Origin of the sequence: Pseudomonas sp. HTZ2, assembly GCF_033173945.1 — a bacterium.
GTDB classification, from domain to species: domain Bacteria; phylum Pseudomonadota; class Gammaproteobacteria; order Pseudomonadales; family Pseudomonadaceae; genus Aquipseudomonas; species Aquipseudomonas guariconensis.
Window position 1 is genome coordinate 1,564,458 of the sequence record NZ_CP137332.1, and the last position, 16,706, is coordinate 1,581,163.

Sequence of the window (16,706 nt, forward strand, 5' to 3'; positions counted from 1 at the left end):
CGTCTGTTCCATCCGTATTTTTATTGACGCCCCGAAAGCCTCTCAGTATCGTCCGTCCTCCCTCCTTTCCGGCCACCTCTGCCGTGAACCGCCCAGGCGTTAACTCGCGAAGCGGTCATACAAGTTGCCGACACTTAATAGGGTTCGCTATCTACTAGTGCGCCTCATTACCTATATCAAGTGTAAAGGATGATTCTATGATCATTCGTCAGGCTACTAACGCCGACCATCCGTATCTGCTCAACATTTGGCTGCGCTCCGTTCGCGTCACTCATCACTTCCTGAAAGAATCCGATATTGAGGAATTGCTTCCACAGCTCCGCGATATCTACCTACCCGCTGTTGAGTTATGGGTTGCGGTAGATGCTGAGGACTGCCCGTTAGGTTTTGTCGGGCTCAATGAAAACCATGTAGAGATGCTCTTCATCGAGCCCGGTCTGCGAGGGAAAGGCATCGGTCGCACGCTGCTGGATCATGCCCGCAGATCGCGCAGTCAGATGAGTGTTGATGTGAATGAACAAAACCCCGACGCGGTAGGGTTCTATCTACATTACGGGTTCATTCAAACAGGTCGTTCTCCGCTGGATGGCGAGGGACGCCCCTTCCCCTTGCTACACCTGAGCCTGCCCGGCTAGGGATGTAGTCGTGAGTCGCTCCTAAGTTTCTGCTTCGGGGCGATTCAAAATCAGCTTAGGCCGATGTTGAGATCTTTGATTGGCCACGGCTTTTGAGGGTTGCTTGAACATCCGTAATGGGTCGAAAGCGGCCGGTCGTGAACGGCAACTTAAAATTCAAACTGGTCATCGCCGTGCAAAGTCTTTCGATCCGAATATGAAGGGGCTAGTTGGCCTGAGCTTGCAGGTAAATTAGTACGATTTTACGCTTGGGAGTTTGAAGGCTATCGAGCCTGAAACTGCCCCCGGTGCGGCACCTTCGAGAATTCTAGTGAAGGACTTTGGTGCCGCCTATCAGGCGCAAAGCACAACAACCCCATCCTCTTCCTCATCCGGCACTTCATCCGTGACAATCACCCGCGCATGAGCACTTCGCTCATCTTCGATCCGCAACCCGAAATACCGTTCATCGTTGTCATCCCAAAACGCTTCCACCTGGGCCATGGAGGCGTTTTCGAGGAGTACCTCGGCGCTGTGTTCCAGGATGATCGAGTAGCGTGTTTGGGTATTCATTACAAAGGGGCTCGCGAAGGCGGGGTGGTGGTGGGGGTCGTAAAAAATGCGATGCCATTATGCCGTCTTGCTGGATTTCAGCCCTAACCACTCATCGTTTCAATGACGTTTCTGTACCCAACGGTATGGCTATCCGTCGGGTTATGGCCGGGCGGGGTGGGATTTCGTAGCAATACCTTTCAGATCAAACCCCAGTCCTTGCGCTGATCGAGCCGCAGGGATAAATTCCCCCGGTCGCGGCAAATTCCGCGTCCGGGTTTGGCGACCCGAACGAAAAGGCGCAATGGCGCCCAGATCACGATTGCAGGCGCTTTTTTTGTGCCCGCAGTCTCGTATAATGGCGGCTGTGCGTGGGAGACCTTCGGGTCTGCCGAGTTCCTTTTCCTCGGTTCGCCAACCTGCGTACAGCTGCCACCCTAATCGTTTGGCGACGGTTGGCGTGGTGCTTCAAATGAAAAGGACCTCATGCATGACCATCACAAGTCTGTTCCGGATCCTCGCATCCGCTCTCCACCGCCCAACTCCTCGGGCTTCCCACCGCTTCTACCCCATCCACACCCAGGGCAACCCAACGCCAGCCCCAAGGCAGGTGCCCCATGACTGACCACGAACGCCTCACCACCCTGCAAAGCTACGTCTGGACCCTCGAACTGCTCGGCGAATCGCTGGTGCAGCGCGACGAGCAATTGGAGTGCGAGCACGAACCCCAACTGAGCTTTCGCGCCTCGGCGGGGATACATCAGGCGATCAAGATCATCAGCCGGTTGGCCAGTGAGCAGTGTGGCAAGTTGCTGGGCGATGAGGAGCGCGTAGGCCGTTAGCCCGTGATGCTTGATTGAAGCCGCGTCTTGTTGTCAGGACGCGGCTTTTGTTTGGGCTGTTGATAAGTGGAAGGGAGGGTTGGAGAGCGGTGGTGTTCTCTTCGCGGGTAAACCTGCTCCCACAGGGGGCGTGCTGCGCACACTGCTCCCACTGCGCACGCTGCTCCTTACTGCGGGTTGGCCACGTCTGCGGCCATGCTGCGCAGCAGGCCGGCCGAGAGGGTAGAGTCCGGCAGCGAGAGGATGGTGTCGTAGAGCAGGACCATGCTGTTGCAGGTCGCCTTGGGCTCATGGGTGAACCGCTCGGGGTTTGCCACGATTTCCACGGCGCGGCGGTCCTTGGCCATGACGCTCATCAGCACGCGGCGAAAGTCTTGCTCGTACACCGACAAGGGTTTGGCGTGTACCGGGTGTTTGGCCGTTTGCTCCACCACGTCGACCAGGGCTGCCAGGTCTTCGTTGGCCTGGGCTTTGGGGATCTGGTGAATCAGCTCGACTTTGGGCGTGTTGTTGTCCAGGCCGAGGAAGGTCAGGCAATGGGCCGGGTTGGTCTTGCCGAAGAACTTCATCTCCTCGACCTGCGCGCGCCAGTAGCGTAGCAGGGCGTGGTCGGGGGCACGGACCAGGTAGTTGGGCACGATGGAGGTGGCGATCAGCGCTTGGATGCCGGCCTGGATCTCGACGGTCGAGCGGCCGCTCTGCACGCCGTCGACCACGATCTTTCTCAGGTGGGCATAGTTGTCTGCGTCGTGGGCTGCCAGGGCCGCGAAGACGGGTTGCTTCAACAGGGCCTGTTCGATCTGGTTGGCGTCGCGCCATTGCGTCAGGCCAGACAGCCCGAAGTACCGGGAGTCGACCTGCTCGGTGATGATGTGCTGTTGCTTGAGGGTGTCCTTATCGGGGTACCACATGTCCGTGGGGCTGGTGGTGGTCGCGCGGGTGATGAATTCGGGCGAGGCGCCGACTCGCGAAAGTGCCGTTCTGAAGCTGGCGTTGACGTCCAGCTCGTCGCTGCCGGTGGCGCCATGGACCGAGGCGCTGTGAAAGCCGATCTGGCCTTTTTCACCGATGTAGCGTTCGCGCCCGGCGAGGAAGGCCAGGGCGCAGGCGCTCGAGCAACTGGTGCGGGTGTAGGTGATCAATTGGCGTTGCGCGATCAAGTCGGCGAGCTTGTTGGCTTCGTAGATGCGCCCGCCGGTGCTGTTCAGGTGGATGACGCGCACCTTTGGCGAGGCATCGAGCAGGTCGCGCACGGCGTCGGTGGTGCCGATGGGCAGGCCGCCGGCCACTTCGAGTTCGGTGTCGTCGCGCATCAGGCGCAGGGCGTAGGGCGGGATGTTGTCGGTGCCGCGGATCATGTCCACGCCTTCGCGCAGGATGGGGACGCCGTCTTTGACCACGCTGATTGCCATCTGGATGGCGCCCAGGCACACCAGCACCTTGGCCAGGATCGCCCAGAAGGCCTTGCCGCCGCGCGAAACGTGGGCCGAGGCCGAGCGGAACACGCCGACGAACTGCCAGACCGACACCGCCAGGATGCCCAGGTAATAGCCGACGATCAGCACGCCATGGCCCTGGGTGCCTAGCCTCATGGCGTCGCTGACGGTATCGATCGCCAGGGATAGGCCGATGATCAGCAGCGTCAGGAGAAAGCCGAACAGCCAGTAGGACACGCCGAGCGAGTACTCGCCGCGCCAGTGTTTGGCGATGAAGTTGGATGACTGGGACTGGCTAGGCTGTGCGTCTTGCAAGGTCGCCGTGCCGGTGTCGTGCTTGGCGACGGTCTTGCCGCAGTGGTGGCAGAAGTTGGCTTCGGCCGTGTGGGTGGCGCCGCATTGGGTGCAGTAGAGCGTTTCGTTCATGCCGGTCCTTGAACTGCGTTGGCTGTCCTGATGGCCGGTGAGTGTAAGTGGGGTGGGCGGGGAGGGCCACCTTTGGGCCCAATCGCCGTGGGTTCAGTTGTCCAGCTCGGGCACTTCGCTGGCGTGCAGGGCAGGTGCTTTGAGGGTGGCCTCGGTGGTCGACTGCGGCGCAAGGCCACTGCCACAGGGCTTGGCGATGGTGGTGGTCGCGGCGGGGGCTTGGAACCAGGTGGGCCAGGAGCTGCGGTGGCGGGTGTCGGCGTCGATGCAGGGGATCAGGCGTTCGGTGAGCACAGCGGTTTGCCGGACGGCCTTGGCGGTGCGGTACTTCACGCTGTGGATGCACTCGCGGTCGCCGAACTCGCAGCGGTTGAGCGTGGTGCCGCCGCAGGGGCCGTTGGCCAGGCCTTTGGGGCAGGTTTCCGGGCAGATGTAGAGGGTGTCTTCCAGGCGGCAGGTACCGCAGGTGTCGCACCCGACCAGAGGCCTTTTCGCACTGCGTTCCAGGCGATGGAGCACGCGGGCGCCGGTGGGGGTGTTCCACAGCGGGCGTTGCACGGCCCAGCCGAAGGCCTGGCTCAGTGGGTTGCGGCGGCTGAACAGCAGTGAATGCAGGCCGTGCAGCAGGTGATAGCGCGCGGTCTCCTTGGGTGAGGCGCTGACCTGGGACTGGCCCAGTCGCCAGTTGGCGCCGGGCGGGTGGAAGGTGACATCCGGCAGGCCGGGCATCTGCCAGCACGCTTGCCAGGCGGGGGCCCATTGCTCCAGCGAGTGCAGGCGTGCCTGCCAGTGTTCGAGGCTGCGCTCCAGGGCGTCCAGCTGCTCCAGGTCGTGGATGCCGGAGAGGTGGATGCCGGCATAGCCCATCAGGCGCAGGCCGATGATCTGCAGGGCCAGGCGTTCGAGGCTGCGGGCTTGGGCATGGGCCTTGGAGACCTCGGCTTCGGCGGCGAGCACATCGTGCATGGACGGGGTGACGACGATGCCGGCGACGTGCTCGAAGATCTTCGCGCGCCCCAGGGTGAGGCCCGTCACGCAGGCCGTGAGTGGCTTGGGGTGGGGCTGGCGGCGCATCCACTGGATGGCTTCGAGGTGCTTGCTGGCGTCATAGCCCAGTTGCAGGGCCAGAAAGTCCGCGCCGGCGGCGAGCTTCTTTTCGGCCTTGAAGTATTGGGCGCCGCCTTCTTCCTCGCGGTACTTGAACGGGTGCATGCCGGCGCCGAGTAGCCAGTCGGGGCGTGCCTGGCGCACGGTCTGCAGGGCAGCGATGGATTCGAGGTAGCGCACTGGGCGCTGGCCGGGGACGTGGCCGGGCAGGCGGTCGCCGGTGAGCAACAGCAGTTGGTCGAGGCCGGCGGCGTCCATCTGCTGCAACTGCTCGAGCAAGTGGTGGCGCTCGCGGTCCTTGCCGGAGAAGTGCAACAGGACCGGCAGGGGTTGCCTGAAGCTTGAATAGGCGTCCAGCGGCGACATTTCGAAGGGGCTGCCGACCCGGTCGGCGATGGCCACGGTCATGGGCCAGCCGCACAGGTGCTGGCGCGCCATGAGGGCTTCGAGGCTGGCGAAGCGCTCGCTGGAGGACTTGGGCACGAACTCCATGATGCAGACGAAGGTGTTGTCGTGCAGCGCGGTTTTCAGCTGGCTCATGGGCGCTCGGGTATCGGGTTGGGGCACGGTGGCATTGTGGGGCAGGGCGAGGGTTGGGTCATGTCCGGTTGCGTAGGGAAATGCGCTGAAAGAGACATTCGAGGTGGTTGTGCCGGCCCTTTCGCGGGTCCTTGTTGCGCTCGACCTGTTCGACGATCATGAGCAATTCTTGAGTTGATCTCAAATTTAATGAGTTTGTCTCACAATGGCTCAGCCGGGAAAATTCCCTCATTCAATTTCAAGATTTCTGAGGGATAAGACATGGCACTGGCGCACAACCTGGGCTTTCCGCGTATCGGTCGGGACCGCGAACTGAAGAAGGCCCAGGAGGCGTTCTGGAAGGGCGAGCTGGACGAAGCCGGCCTGCGCGCCGTGGGCCAGGCGCTGCGGGCCGCCCACTGGCAGGTGCAGAAGGACGCGGGGATCGAGCTGCTGCCGGTCGGCGATTTCGCTTGGTACGACCAGGTGCTGACCCATTCGCTGACCTTCGGCGTGATTCCGGCCCGCTTTGCTGGCCACGAGGGTGCCAAGCCGTCCCTGAACACCCTGTTCGCCATGGCGCGAGGCGTCAGCGACAGCTGCTGTGGCGGTGGCCACGCCCAGGAAATGACCAAATGGTTCGACACCAACTACCACTACCTGGTCCCGGAGTTCACCGCTGACCAAGCGTTCGCCCTGAGCTGGGAGCAGTTGTTCGAGGAGGTGGACGAGGCCAAGGCCCTGGGCCACGCAGTCAAGCCGGTGGTGATCGGCCCACTGACCTACCTGTGGTTGGGCAAGACCAAGGGCGCCGATTTCGACAAGCTCGAGCTGGTGGATCGCCTGTTGCCGCTGTACGACCAGATCTTCAACCGCCTGGCCGCCCAAGGTGTGGAGTGGGTGCAGATCGATGAGCCGATCCTGGCGCTGGATCTGCCCCAGGATTGGAAGAACGCCTACGAGCGCGTCTACAACATCCTGCAGCGCGCGCCGCTGAAAAAGCTGGTCACCACCTACTTTGGCGGCCTGGAAGACAACCTGGGCCTGGCGGCCAACCTGCCGGTCGATGGCCTGCACATCGACCTGGTGCGGGCGCCGGAGCAGTTCCCGACCATCCTCGACCGCCTGCCGGCCTACAAGATCCTCTCCCTGGGCGTGGTCAACGGCCGCAATGTGTGGCGCTGCGACCTGGACAAGGCCTTGGACGTGCTGCGTTACGCTGCCGAGCGCCTGGGCGATCGCCTGTGGGTGGCGCCGTCGTGCTCGCTGCTGCACAGCCCGGTGGACCTGGCCCGCGAAGATCAGCTCGATGCCGAGCTCAAGAGCTGGCTGGCCTTCGCCGTGCAGAAGTGCCAGGAAGTGGCGTTGCTGGCCAAGGCGATCAACACGCCCGAGGCCGATGAGGTGATCGAAGCGCTGGCCCAGAGCCGCGCCGTGCAGGCCAGCCGCGCCACGTCGCCGCGCATTCACAAGCCGGCGGTACAGGCTCGCGTAGCGGCGATCCAGCCCAAGGACAGCCAGCGTCAGTCGCCCTTCGCGCAGCGCATCGCCAAGCAGCGGGCGGGGCTCGATCTGCCGGCGTTTCCCACCACGACCATTGGCTCGTTCCCACAGACCTCTGCGATCCGCCTGGCGCGCCAGGCGTTCAAGCAGGGCACGCTGACCGAGGCCGACTATGTCGAAGCCATGCAGAGCGAGATTCGCCATGCCGTGCAGATCCAGGAACACCTCGGCCTGGATGTGCTGGTGCACGGCGAGGCCGAGCGCAACGACATGGTCGAGTACTTCGCCGAGCAGCTCGAGGGCTACGCTTTCACCCGCTTCGGCTGGGTGCAGAGCTATGGCTCGCGCTGCGTGAAGCCGGCGGTGATCTTCGGCGACCTGAGCCGGCCGAAGGCCATGACTGTCGGCTGGATCCAGTACGCCCAGGATCTGACCGACAAGGTGATGAAGGGCATGCTGACGGGCCCTGTGACTATGCTGATGTGGTCCTTCCCACGGGAGGATGTGAGCCGCGAAGTCCAGGCCCGCCAGCTGGCATTGGCGATCCGCGACGAGGTGCTGGACCTGGAGGCGGCGGGCATCAAGATCGTGCAGATCGACGAAGCCGCCTTCCGCGAAGGCCTGCCGCTGCGCCGTGGCGCCTGGCCGCACTACCTGGAATGGGCCACCGAAGCCTTCCGCCTGTGCGCCTCGGGCGTGCGTGACGAGACGCAGATCCACACCCACATGTGCTACAGCGAGTTCAACGATGTGATTGAGTCGATCGCGGCCATGGACGCCGATGTGATCACCATCGAGACCTCGCGTTCGGACATGGAACTGCTGGAGGCCTTCGAGCGCTTCGACTACCCGAACGAGATCGGCCCTGGCGTGTACGACATCCACTCACCGCGCGTGCCGAGCAAGGACGACATCATCGGGCTGCTGAACAAGGCGGCCCAGCGTATCCCCGCCGAGCGCCTGTGGGTCAACCCGGACTGCGGCCTGAAGACCCGTGCCTGGCTGGAGACCGAGGCGGCGCTGGTCAACATGGTGGCCGCGGCGCGGGAGTTGCGCCGTACGGCACTGGCCTGATTCGAGCCCTGAGCTGACGCTACATCGTGATGGATGTAGCGTTTTTTTTGTGCCGGCACGAGAGACGAAGTCCATCGCGGAGGCCTCGGGTGGCCTGGCGAGCGATGTGAAGCAGGCCAAGGGCAAGGTGTGAGGCCCAGGCCATAGGGGGCGCTCTGCGCCCCCCGGGCGATGGATCAGCGTTCGATCGCCAGGGCCACGCCTTGCCCGCCGCCGATGCACAGCGTCGCCAGGCCTTTCTTGGCGTCTCGCTTGATCATTTCGTGCAGCAGGGTCACCAGCACGCGGCAGCCCGAAGCACCGATGGGGTGGCCCAGGGCGATGGCGCCGCCGTTGACGTTGACGCGCTCGGCGTTCCACTCCAGCGCCTTGCCCACGGCCAGGGCCTGGGCGGCGAAGGCTTCGTTGGCCTCGATCAGGTCCAGCTCGCCCAGTTGCCAGCCGGCTTTGTCCAGGCAGCGCTGGGTGGCCGAGACAGGGCCGATGCCCATGATCGCCGGGTCCACGCCTGCACTGGCGTAGGCGCTGATCTTCGCCAGCACCGGCAGGCCCAGGGCCTTGGCCTTGTTCGCGCTCATCAGCAGCACCGCGGCGGCGCCGTCGTTGAGGCTGGAGGCGTTGCCGGCGGTGACGCTGCCGTCTTTCTTGAAGGCCGGGCGCAGTTTACCCAGGGCTTCGGCGGTGGTGCCGGGGCGCGGTTGCTCGTCGGTGTCGAACACCAGCGGCTCGCCTTTTTTCTGCGGCAGGACGATCGGGGTGATCTCATCCTTGAAGCGGCCAGCCTCGATGGCGGCCACCGCCTTGCGCTGGGACTCGGCGGCAAAGGCGTCCTGCTGCTCGCGGGTGAGGCTGTATTTTTCCACCAGGTTCTCGGCGGTGATGCCCATGTGGTAGTCGTTGAAGGCATCCCACAGGCCGTCGGTGATCATGGTGTCGACCAGTTGGCCGTGGCCCATGCGCTGGCCGGTACGGGCCGAGGGCAGGACGTAGGGCGCAAGGCTCATGTTCTCCTGGCCACCGGCGATCACCACCTCGGCGTCGCCGCAGCGGATGGCCTGGGCAGCCAGGTGCAGGGCCTTGAGGCCCGAGCCGCAGACCTTGTTCAAGGTCAGGGCGGGCACGCTGTAGGGCAGGCCGGCCTTGATCGCGGCCTGGCGCGCCGGGTTCTGGCCGGCGCCGGCGGTCAGCACCTGGCCGAGGATCACTTCGTCGACCTGGGCCGGGTCCAGTTGGGTCTGCTCCAGCAGGCGCTTGATGACGGCGGCGCCCAGGTCCACAGCGGGCACATTGGCCAGGGCACCCTGGAAGCTGCCGATGGCGGTACGGGTGGCGGCGACGATGACCACGTCGTTCATCTTGTTGTTCTCCGTGCAAGGGGTGGACGCCGGCTCGGCGTATTACCGGCAGCATCGGCGGGTTTGGTTCATTTGTTAAGTTTGTTTTTCTTTTGCATTGATCTGAAATTCAAATCAATGGAGTCGTTTCAGGGCGTCCAAAGGCCGCTGGCACTAAGCTTGGCTTCAGCTTCGCGTCGCACACTGCGGTTTCCAAAAACAAAACGGAGCTTCCCGTCATGCGCCAGATCCTGATCGCCACTGCCTTAATTTTCGCCAGTGCCAGTGCCAGCGCCTTCGCCGAACCCAAGTGCACCACTGCCGAGCGCAGCACCTGGCAGGACGCCGACCAGTTCCAGGCCCAGCTCAAGGAGCAGGGTTATCGCATCAACAAGTTCAAGATCACCAAGGGCAACTGCTACGAGATCTACGGCTTCGACAAGGACGGACGCAAGGTCGAGATCTACCACGACCCGGTGAGCGGCAAGGCGGTCAAGAGCGAGATCCATGACTGATGGCCAGCGTGCGGCTCTGGGACCCCTTGCTCAGGTGCTGCCACTGGTCGCTGGTGTTCGTGTTCTTCGCCAACTCGTTCTTTAACGAGGAAGGTGACGACTGGCATCAGTGGTTGGGCTATTACGCACTCGGTGTGGTGAGCGTGCGCCTGGTGTGGGGGTTCGTCGGGCCGCGCAGTGCGCGCTGGGCGGACTTCTGGCCGACCCCGACGCGCCTTGCGGCGCATGCCCGGGCCTTGCGGCGGGGTGAGCATTACCACCGACTGGGTCATACGCCGATCGGCGGTTTGGTGATGGTGCTGATGCTCACCTGCGTCGTGGGGCTGGGAGTGACCGGCTGGTTGTCCCAGGAGGTGGATGCCCTGTGGGGCGTCGATTGGCCCAACGATGTGCACAGCTTCCTGGCCAACGCGCTGCTGGCGCTGGTCTGCGTGCACCTGCTCGCGGCACTGGTCGAAAGCCTGCGCCTGAAGGAAAACCTGCCCCTGTCGATGCTCACCGGGCGACGGCGTCAGCCCCAAGACCCGCGATGACTGCATGCCTGAGCGCCAGGTTGTTTTTGAATCGCGCCAATCACCCCCGTAATATGTGTCGGATAACCTGCGGGGGTAGTCTCACCCTCTGATCAAACGGAACCGTCCCCTGCGGCGCGCTTCCTCGGCACAAACCTGAAGAGGTACAGACATTGGCCATCATTCATCCTAAGGTTCGCGGTTTCATCTGCACCACGACTCACCCGAAGGGCTGCGAGCTCAACGTCCGTGACCAGATCGAAGCCACCCGCAAGCTGGGCGTGCGCGAGGATGGTCCGAAGAAGGTCTTGGTCATCGGCGCATCCAGCGGCTACGGCCTGGCGGCACGCATCACCGCAGCCTTCGGCTTCAAGGCCGACACTCTGGGCGTGTTCTTCGAAAAGCCGGGCACCGAGACCAAGGCCGGTACCGCGGGTTGGTACAACGCCGCTGCCTTCGACAAGTTCGCCAAGCAAGCCGGCCTGTACAGCAAGTCGATCAACGGCGATGCCTTCTCCGACGAAGCCCGCGCCAAGGTCATCGAGCTGATCAAGAACGAAATGGGCGGCAAGGTCGACCTGGTCGTCTACTCCCTGGCCTCGCCCGTACGCAAGCTGCCGCAGACCGGTGAACTGGTGCGCTCGGCACTCAAGCCGATCGGCCAGCCGTACAAGTCGACCGCCATCGACACCAACAAGGACACCATCATCGAGGCCAGCATCGAGCCGGCCACCGAGCAGGAAATCGCCGACACCGTCACCGTCATGGGTGGCCAGGACTGGCAGCTGTGGATCGACGCCCTGAGCCAAGCCGACGTGCTGGCCGAAGGCGCACGCACCGTGGCTTTCAGCTACATCGGCACCGAAATCACCTGGCCGATCTACTGGCACGGCGCCCTGGGCCAGGCCAAGCAGGACCTGGACGAAACCGCCCTGCGCCTGGACAAGAAGCTGGCCAGCGAAATCAAGGGCGGCGCCAACGTAGCGGTGCTCAAGTCGGTGGTCACCCAGGCCAGCTCGGCCATTCCGGTGATGCCGCTGTACTTGTCGATGGTCTTCAAGATCATGCAGGAGAAGGGCGTTCACGAAGGCACCCAGGACCAGCTGGACCGCATGTTCCGCGACCGCATGTACCGCGCCGACGGCGCACCGATGCCGGTGGACGAGAAGGCCCGCCTGCGTCTGGACGACTGGGAACTGCGCGACGACGTTCAGGACGCCTGCAAGGCCCTGTGGCCGCAAGTGACCACCGAGAACCTGTTCCAGCTGACCGACTATGCCGGTTACAAGAAGCAGTTCCTCAATCTGTTCGGCTTCGAGCGTGCTGACGTCAACTACGACGAAGACGTCGCCACCGATGTGAAGTTCGACTGCATCGAGCTGTAAGCCTGTCGCCCCACCGTTGGGGCGATACTCGCTGAAGCCTGCAAGCCCTCTCGCAGGCTTCGCCAGTGCCCACACGCGCAGCGCCTTCCAGGTGTTGCGCGGGCTCCGTGGGAGCAGGTGTAGCCTGCGACGGGCTGCGCAGCGGCTCCTGCTAGGGGATGGCTGAAGACGCTTTTTTTGCTAGCGTTGGCGCACCACTGCAGGGAGCGCGTCATGAGCAGCCTGACCCAGCCCGCCACCGCCTTTCGCCACAGTACCGCCGACGGCTACAGCCTCGGAGGCTTCCTCTGGCGCCACGCTTCCCCCGACCCCCAGCGCCCGCTGGTGATCATCAATGCCGCCACCTCGGTGCGCTGCCGTTACTACTCGCGTTTTGCCGACTACCTGTTCGCCCAGGGCTTCGACGTGCTGACCTACGACTACCGGGGTATCGGCGAGTCGCGGCCGGCTTCGTTGCGCGGCTTCAAGGCGTCGTGGAGCGACTGGGGGCGGCTGGACTTCGAGGCGATGCTGCAACTGGCCGCCGAGCGCTTCGCGGGCCAGCCGGTGGATGTGGTGGCGCACAGTTTCGGCGGCTGCGCGGTGGGGCTGGCGCCGTCCGGCGGGCGGGTGCGACGGGTGGTGATGGTCGGCGCGCAGTTCGCTTACTGGCGCGACTATGCGGCGAACGAGCGCTGGCGGCTGGTAGGCAAATGGCATGTGGTGATGCCGTTGCTGACCCGACTGTGTGGTTACTTTCCCGGCAAGCGCCTGGGCTGGATGGAGGACACGCCGGCGGGTGTGGTGCACGACTGGACCACTCGCACGCCGCGCTACGAGCACCGCCCCAGTGGACGAACGCTGGCGCAGTTGCCGTTCGCCCAAGTGCAGGCGGCGACCTTGGCGATCAGCCTCGCGGACGACCCGTTCGGGACCGTGGCGGCGACCGAGCGGTTACTGGGCTACCTTCAGCACGCCGAGCGGCGGCACCTGCGGTTGGCGCCTGGAGATATCTCGGTCGCGCAGATCGGGCATTTCGCGTTCTTCCATGACCGCTTCCGCGAGACCCTCTGGCCGATTGCCCTGGCCTGGTTGCAGCAGGGCAGGCTGCCTGAAGCGGTACCGGGACGGATCATCAGCTGAGGTGGCCTGGGCCGCAAAGCGGCCCCGGCGATATCAGGCGTTACGCTTGAGCGGCTGCTCGGCGAAGGTGACGCCGGCCAGCCCGTGCTTGAACAGTGCACGGATGTTGCCATGGTCGCTGCCTTCGGGGGTGGCCAGCACGCTGCGGTAGTGCTCGCCGAACGCCAACAGGGCTTCCTGGTCGCTCAAGCCTTCGAGCAGGGCCAGGCCCAGGGTCTTGCACGAGCCTTCGTTCTGGCCGGCGGCGTTCTCGACGCCACCATTGCTGAAGGCCTGGGGCTGGTAGCTGTAGTTCGCGGCGATGAACGCCAGGGTGTCGGCGAAAACATGCTCGCCGCTGGCGAGGCTGTTACGCAGGGTGGACAGATCAGTCACGTGGCTTTCCTTTTTCGAACGCCGCTTGTTGGTCGGCGCTGGCTTCTTTCTGGTACTGGGCTTTCCAATCGGCATAGGGCATGCCGTAGACCTTCTCCCGGGCATCGTCCAGGCTGACGTCGATCTGGCGCTCGTCGGCGGCGGCCTTGTACCACTTGGACAGGCAGTTGCGGCAGAAGCCGGAGAGGTTCATCAGGTCGATGTTCTGCACGTCGGTACGCTTTTGCAGGTGTTCGACCAGGCGCCGGAACGCGGCGGCCTCGAGTTCGAGCTGTTGTTGCGGGGTCATGGGGCTTCCCTCAGGTCATGCGGTTCTTCAGGTGGCGGCCACCGTTGATGACCACCTGGCTGCCGGTGCTGTATTGGCTTTCGAGCAGGAACATCACCGCCTCGATCAGCGGGCGGGCGCCGGGCTCGAACTCCAGCAGGGCTTTTTTCAGGGTCTGCTGGCGGTAGGCGTCGTCGCCACCTTCCTTGAGGATCAGCAGGCCCGGCAGGATACCGTTGACGCGCACCTTCGGCGCGTATTTTTCGGCGAACGACAGCACCATGTTCTGCAGCGCGGCCTTGGTCGCGGCGTAGCCGATGTGGCTCTTGCTGCCGCGTGAGGAAGTTTCGTCGCAGATGTGGATGATGTCGGCCTTCTCGACCTTGCCTAGCAAATCGCCCAGGGCCAGGTTGAGGTGATAGGGCGCCTCGACGTGCAGGCGGAACATGGTCTGCAGGTTGTCCAGGCCATCGTCCAGCCACAGCGAGGCGTTGTGGATGATCGCGCGCAAGCCGTCGTAATGGCTTTGCAGGTACTCGATCAGCGCCTGGCGGTCGGCCTCCTGGCACAGGTCGGCGCGAAACTGCACGATGTTCGGGTGGGGCGTTTGTGGGTGAATGCTGCGGCTGGCGCTGACCACCGTATGGCCGGTCTGTGCCAGTTCAAGGGCCAGGGCCAGTCCGACGCGCTGGCTGGCGCCGGTGACGAGGATTGGGCTGTTCATGATCGGGGCGTCAACTTGTCTGTCCTTGCATTGATGCCCCAGCATACCCGAACTGTTTCGCTCTTGTGCGGCTGCGCCTCAGCGGCTGCGCAGCCCGCGCGATGCCTGGCCGGTGGCAGGTACTGTTGGGTTCAGCCAGCCGGCCAGCAGACGGGTGGACAGCGGGATGAACAGATAGACCATCACCGGCGTCAGGGCCAGGGTGCTGATCAGTACCCGTGGCAGCAGATCCAGCGGCGCCAGCCAGTGGCCGAACAGCACGTTGAACAGCAGCGAGACCGGAAAGAATGCCAGCCAGATGGCGGTTGCTTGCTTCCAGCGTGGCGGTTTTTGCACTGTATTGGTGCCGAACCAGTCGTCCAGGCCGCTGACGCGCCTCTCTTTGGGGCGCTCGAACAGGCCGTCGCCACGTTGCAGCCAGGCCCGACGCGAGGCCGAATGCTCCCAGGCGTGCAGAGTGGATTCGTTGGTGAAGCGGAAGATGATCTGGAACTCATCGCCCTCGGCCGGTGGCGCGAGGATGCCCGAGCCCAAATAGCCGGGGAAGTCGGTGGCCAACTGCTCGCCTTCATGAAGCCAGGCCAGCAGGTCCTGGTAACGGCCATGGGCGGCGCGGCGCGACACCATCAGGGTGACGGGAGGGGTAGACATCGTGTATCTCCTGGCGACGGGGCTGGCGGGTAGCTGGCCCCTAGGCTTACATCGCCCGGGGTGGTGGGCGATGCGAGCAGGCTTGCAAGAATCGGGCACGGATTATCGCTCAGGATTCGTGACCGGTCAGTGTCAGCCGGCGGATGGTTGCACTGACCTGGCGGAGTGTCCCGGCGTAGAATGCAGAATCTGAAACAAGAGGCGTTGTCCGTGCACATCAATGATCAGGTGGCCACCTCGGCCGGCCTGGAACACCAAGAGCTGTTCCCCATTCGCGAAGTGGCCCGGCTGACCGGTGTCAACCCTGTGACCCTGCGCGCTTGGGAGCGCCGCTACGGGTTGATCCAGCCCACCCGCACCGACAGTGGCCATCGTCTCTATTCCCAGGCCGATATCGACGATATCCGCAGCATCCTCGGCTGGCTGGAGCGTGGCGTGGCGGTGAGCAAGGTGGGCAGTATCCTGGCCCGCAATCAGGGCGTGACGCAGGATGGCCAAGGCGCCGGCAATGCCGAGGAGCTGGCCGGCTGGCGCGGCCAGGTGCAGGAGGCGACACAGCGTTTCGATGGCCTGGCACTGGAACGGTTGTTCGACCAAGTGTTTGCCTGCCATGCCCTGGACGCGGTGTTCGATGAGGTCTTCATGCCTGTCTGGCGCGGCTTGCGAGCGGGGCAGGGCAGTTTTGGCCGGGTCAGTGAGTGGTTGTTCCTCGACCAGTTTTTGCGAGGCAAGGTGCTGCTGAGACTGCAACTGTCGCGCGGGCCCTGGAGCCAGCGCGTGGTGCTGGCGCCGTTGTCGGGCCAATGCCATGAGCTGGAGTTGCTGGTGGCGGGGCTGTTGCTGGGCAGCGACGAGGTGGGCGTCACGGTGCTGGCGACCGGGCAGCCCATGGAGGAGCTGGCGCTGGTGTGCGAGCGCCTCGCGCCCGATGCCTTGGTGATGTTCTCCCATCAGCCCCCCACTCAGGCGCTGGGCAAGCGCCTGGCGCGGCTGACCCTCGGCGTTGGGTGTCCGGTGGTGCTGGCGGGGGAGGTGGCGGAGCTGGCCCAGGAACAGCTGGGCGGTAGCCCGGTCGCCTGCCTTGGCGCGCAAGGCAGCCTGATGCGCAGGCGCTTGCGCCAGTACCTGGCCGGGCAGTTGGATACTTAGGCGTGCATCTGCTGATGGGCCTGGAGGATGTACTCGCGCAGGCGCTCGAGGTCGTCGGCCGGGCTGCGGGACAGGTCGTAGGCGGCCAGGTCCGGGCCGATGCGCCGGCGCAGCACGCCTTTGAGGCGGATGGGTTCGATGCCCTCGGGGGCGAAGTTCAGGGCGAAGCGCACCGGCGCCTCGGGTAGATCCCGCACTTGCACCAAGGTGCCTTTGGAGGAAATGTCCCGGATCCACAGGCCGCTCTGCTTGCCATGGGTATCCAGCAGCGGGGCCGGCTGCTCCAGCGAAAGACGCCAAGGGCGCGGGGTGGGGCCTTCTTCGAAGATTTCAGGCGAACCCACCTGCAGATGCACGGCATGGAACTCGTCTTCGACCAGCTGCAGCGGGAAGCTGATCTGCTGGTTGTTGTACTGGGCCTGAAGCGTGACTTGCTCATTAGCCACCAGGCGGGCGAGCAGTTCCTGCACATGGCGGTCGCCATTGACCAGCAGACTCGACATGGAGTCGGACACATTGAACTGGGGCGAATGCTGCATGTCCTGGATGAAATCCAGTTCGTCCTGGGTCAGGAGGGCATGTGCTTGCATGATCGGGC

17 protein-coding genes are annotated in these 16,706 nt (G+C 64.0%); 8 read left to right on the top strand and 9 right to left on the bottom strand.

What is annotated here, in order from left to right; genetic code table 11:
- Nucleotides 1–197 precede the first annotated feature (197 nt).
- The gene (locus tag R6G97_RS07355) at nt 198–635 is read left to right on the top strand and encodes an acetyltransferase (RefSeq protein ID WP_317847952.1); all 438 of its coding nucleotides are present in this window, start codon (nt 198–200) and stop codon (nt 633–635) included.
- 333 nt (nt 636–968) lie between these two features.
- Here R6G97_RS07355 and R6G97_RS07360 read toward each other — a convergent pair whose 3' ends face one another.
- A complete protein-coding gene (locus R6G97_RS07360) occupies nt 969–1,187 on the bottom strand; it encodes a hypothetical protein (RefSeq protein WP_043209622.1) in 219 nt (72 codons plus the stop codon).
- Nucleotides 1,188–1,783: 596 nt separating this feature from the next.
- Here R6G97_RS07360 and R6G97_RS07365 point away from each other — a divergent pair.
- Complete coding sequence (locus R6G97_RS07365; RefSeq protein WP_090346812.1) at nt 1,784–2,008, top strand: hypothetical protein; 225 nt, start codon at nt 1,784–1,786, stop codon at nt 2,006–2,008.
- A 167-nt stretch (nt 2,009–2,175) separates the two neighbouring features.
- Here R6G97_RS07365 and R6G97_RS07370 read toward each other — a convergent pair whose 3' ends face one another.
- A complete protein-coding gene (locus R6G97_RS07370; protein ID WP_317847953.1) occupies nt 2,176–3,870 on the bottom strand; it encodes a hypothetical protein in 1,695 nt (564 codons plus the stop codon).
- Between the two features lie 93 nt (nt 3,871–3,963).
- Entirely contained in the window at nt 3,964–5,517 is a 1,554-nt protein-coding gene (locus tag R6G97_RS07375; protein WP_317847954.1) for a methylenetetrahydrofolate reductase C-terminal domain-containing protein, read from the bottom strand.
- Between the two features lie 261 nt (nt 5,518–5,778).
- On the opposite strand from R6G97_RS07375, the gene metE reads away from it, so the two are divergent.
- Nucleotides 5,779–8,073 (top strand): 5-methyltetrahydropteroyltriglutamate--homocysteine S-methyltransferase, encoded by a 2,295-nt coding sequence (metE, locus tag R6G97_RS07380; protein WP_317847955.1) that lies wholly within the window; start codon nt 5,779–5,781, stop codon nt 8,071–8,073.
- Between the two features lie 176 nt (nt 8,074–8,249).
- Here metE and R6G97_RS07385 read toward each other — a convergent pair whose 3' ends face one another.
- A complete protein-coding gene (locus tag R6G97_RS07385) occupies nt 8,250–9,428 on the bottom strand; it encodes an acetyl-CoA C-acetyltransferase (RefSeq protein ID WP_043209612.1) in 1,179 nt (392 codons plus the stop codon).
- 218 nt (nt 9,429–9,646) lie between these two features.
- Here R6G97_RS07385 and R6G97_RS07390 point away from each other — a divergent pair, with 218 nt between their 5' ends.
- The 4 genes from R6G97_RS07390 to R6G97_RS07405 all read left to right on the top strand — a co-directional run bounded on the left by R6G97_RS07390 (nt 9,647) and on the right by R6G97_RS07405 (nt 12,941).
- Nucleotides 9,647–9,922 carry a PepSY domain-containing protein gene (locus tag R6G97_RS07390; RefSeq protein ID WP_317847956.1) on the top strand — a complete coding sequence of 92 codons (276 nt, stop codon included), beginning with the start codon at nt 9,647–9,649 and terminating at the stop codon, nt 9,920–9,922.
- On the top strand, nt 9,922–10,455 hold the full coding sequence (locus R6G97_RS07395) for a cytochrome b/b6 domain-containing protein (protein ID WP_317847957.1): 534 nt from the start codon (nt 9,922–9,924) through the stop codon (nt 10,453–10,455). The genes R6G97_RS07390 and R6G97_RS07395 overlap by 1 nt, the downstream gene beginning before the upstream one ends.
- A gap of 152 nt (nt 10,456–10,607) precedes the next feature.
- The gene (fabV, locus tag R6G97_RS07400; protein ID WP_070576356.1) at nt 10,608–11,819 is read left to right on the top strand and encodes an enoyl-ACP reductase FabV; all 1,212 of its coding nucleotides are present in this window, start codon (nt 10,608–10,610) and stop codon (nt 11,817–11,819) included.
- Nucleotides 11,820–12,032: 213 nt separating this feature from the next.
- On the top strand, nt 12,033–12,941 hold the full coding sequence (locus R6G97_RS07405; RefSeq protein WP_182942296.1) for an alpha/beta hydrolase family protein: 909 nt from the start codon (nt 12,033–12,035) through the stop codon (nt 12,939–12,941).
- A gap of 33 nt (nt 12,942–12,974) precedes the next feature.
- Here R6G97_RS07405 and R6G97_RS07410 read toward each other — a convergent pair whose 3' ends face one another.
- From R6G97_RS07410 to R6G97_RS07425, 4 genes are all read right to left on the bottom strand, one after another.
- The gene (locus tag R6G97_RS07410) at nt 12,975–13,316 is read right to left on the bottom strand and encodes a HopJ type III effector protein (RefSeq protein WP_317847958.1); all 342 of its coding nucleotides are present in this window, start codon (nt 13,314–13,316) and stop codon (nt 12,975–12,977) included.
- Nucleotides 13,309–13,605 carry a DUF1244 domain-containing protein gene (locus tag R6G97_RS07415; protein ID WP_043209604.1) on the bottom strand — a complete coding sequence of 99 codons (297 nt, stop codon included), beginning with the start codon at nt 13,603–13,605 and terminating at the stop codon, nt 13,309–13,311. Before R6G97_RS07415 ends, R6G97_RS07410 begins: the two co-directional genes overlap by 8 nt.
- Nucleotides 13,606–13,615: 10 nt before the next feature.
- Nucleotides 13,616–14,308, bottom strand: coding sequence for a dihydromonapterin reductase (gene folM / locus R6G97_RS07420; protein WP_317847959.1), 693 nt, complete (start codon nt 14,306–14,308; stop codon nt 13,616–13,618).
- Between the two features lie 78 nt (nt 14,309–14,386).
- Entirely contained in the window at nt 14,387–14,959 is a 573-nt protein-coding gene (locus R6G97_RS07425; protein ID WP_043209601.1) for an antibiotic biosynthesis monooxygenase, read from the bottom strand.
- Between the two features lie 180 nt (nt 14,960–15,139).
- Here R6G97_RS07425 and R6G97_RS07430 point away from each other — a divergent pair, with 180 nt between their 5' ends.
- The gene (locus R6G97_RS07430) at nt 15,140–16,108 is read left to right on the top strand and encodes a MerR family transcriptional regulator (protein ID WP_090346821.1); all 969 of its coding nucleotides are present in this window, start codon (nt 15,140–15,142) and stop codon (nt 16,106–16,108) included.
- Here the strand turns inward: R6G97_RS07430 and R6G97_RS07435 are convergent.
- Nucleotides 16,105–16,698 carry a hypothetical protein gene (locus tag R6G97_RS07435; protein WP_043209597.1) on the bottom strand — a complete coding sequence of 198 codons (594 nt, stop codon included), beginning with the start codon at nt 16,696–16,698 and terminating at the stop codon, nt 16,105–16,107. The two genes, R6G97_RS07430 and R6G97_RS07435, sit on opposite strands and share 4 nt — an antisense overlap.
- Between the last annotated feature and the right edge of the window lie 8 nt (nt 16,699–16,706).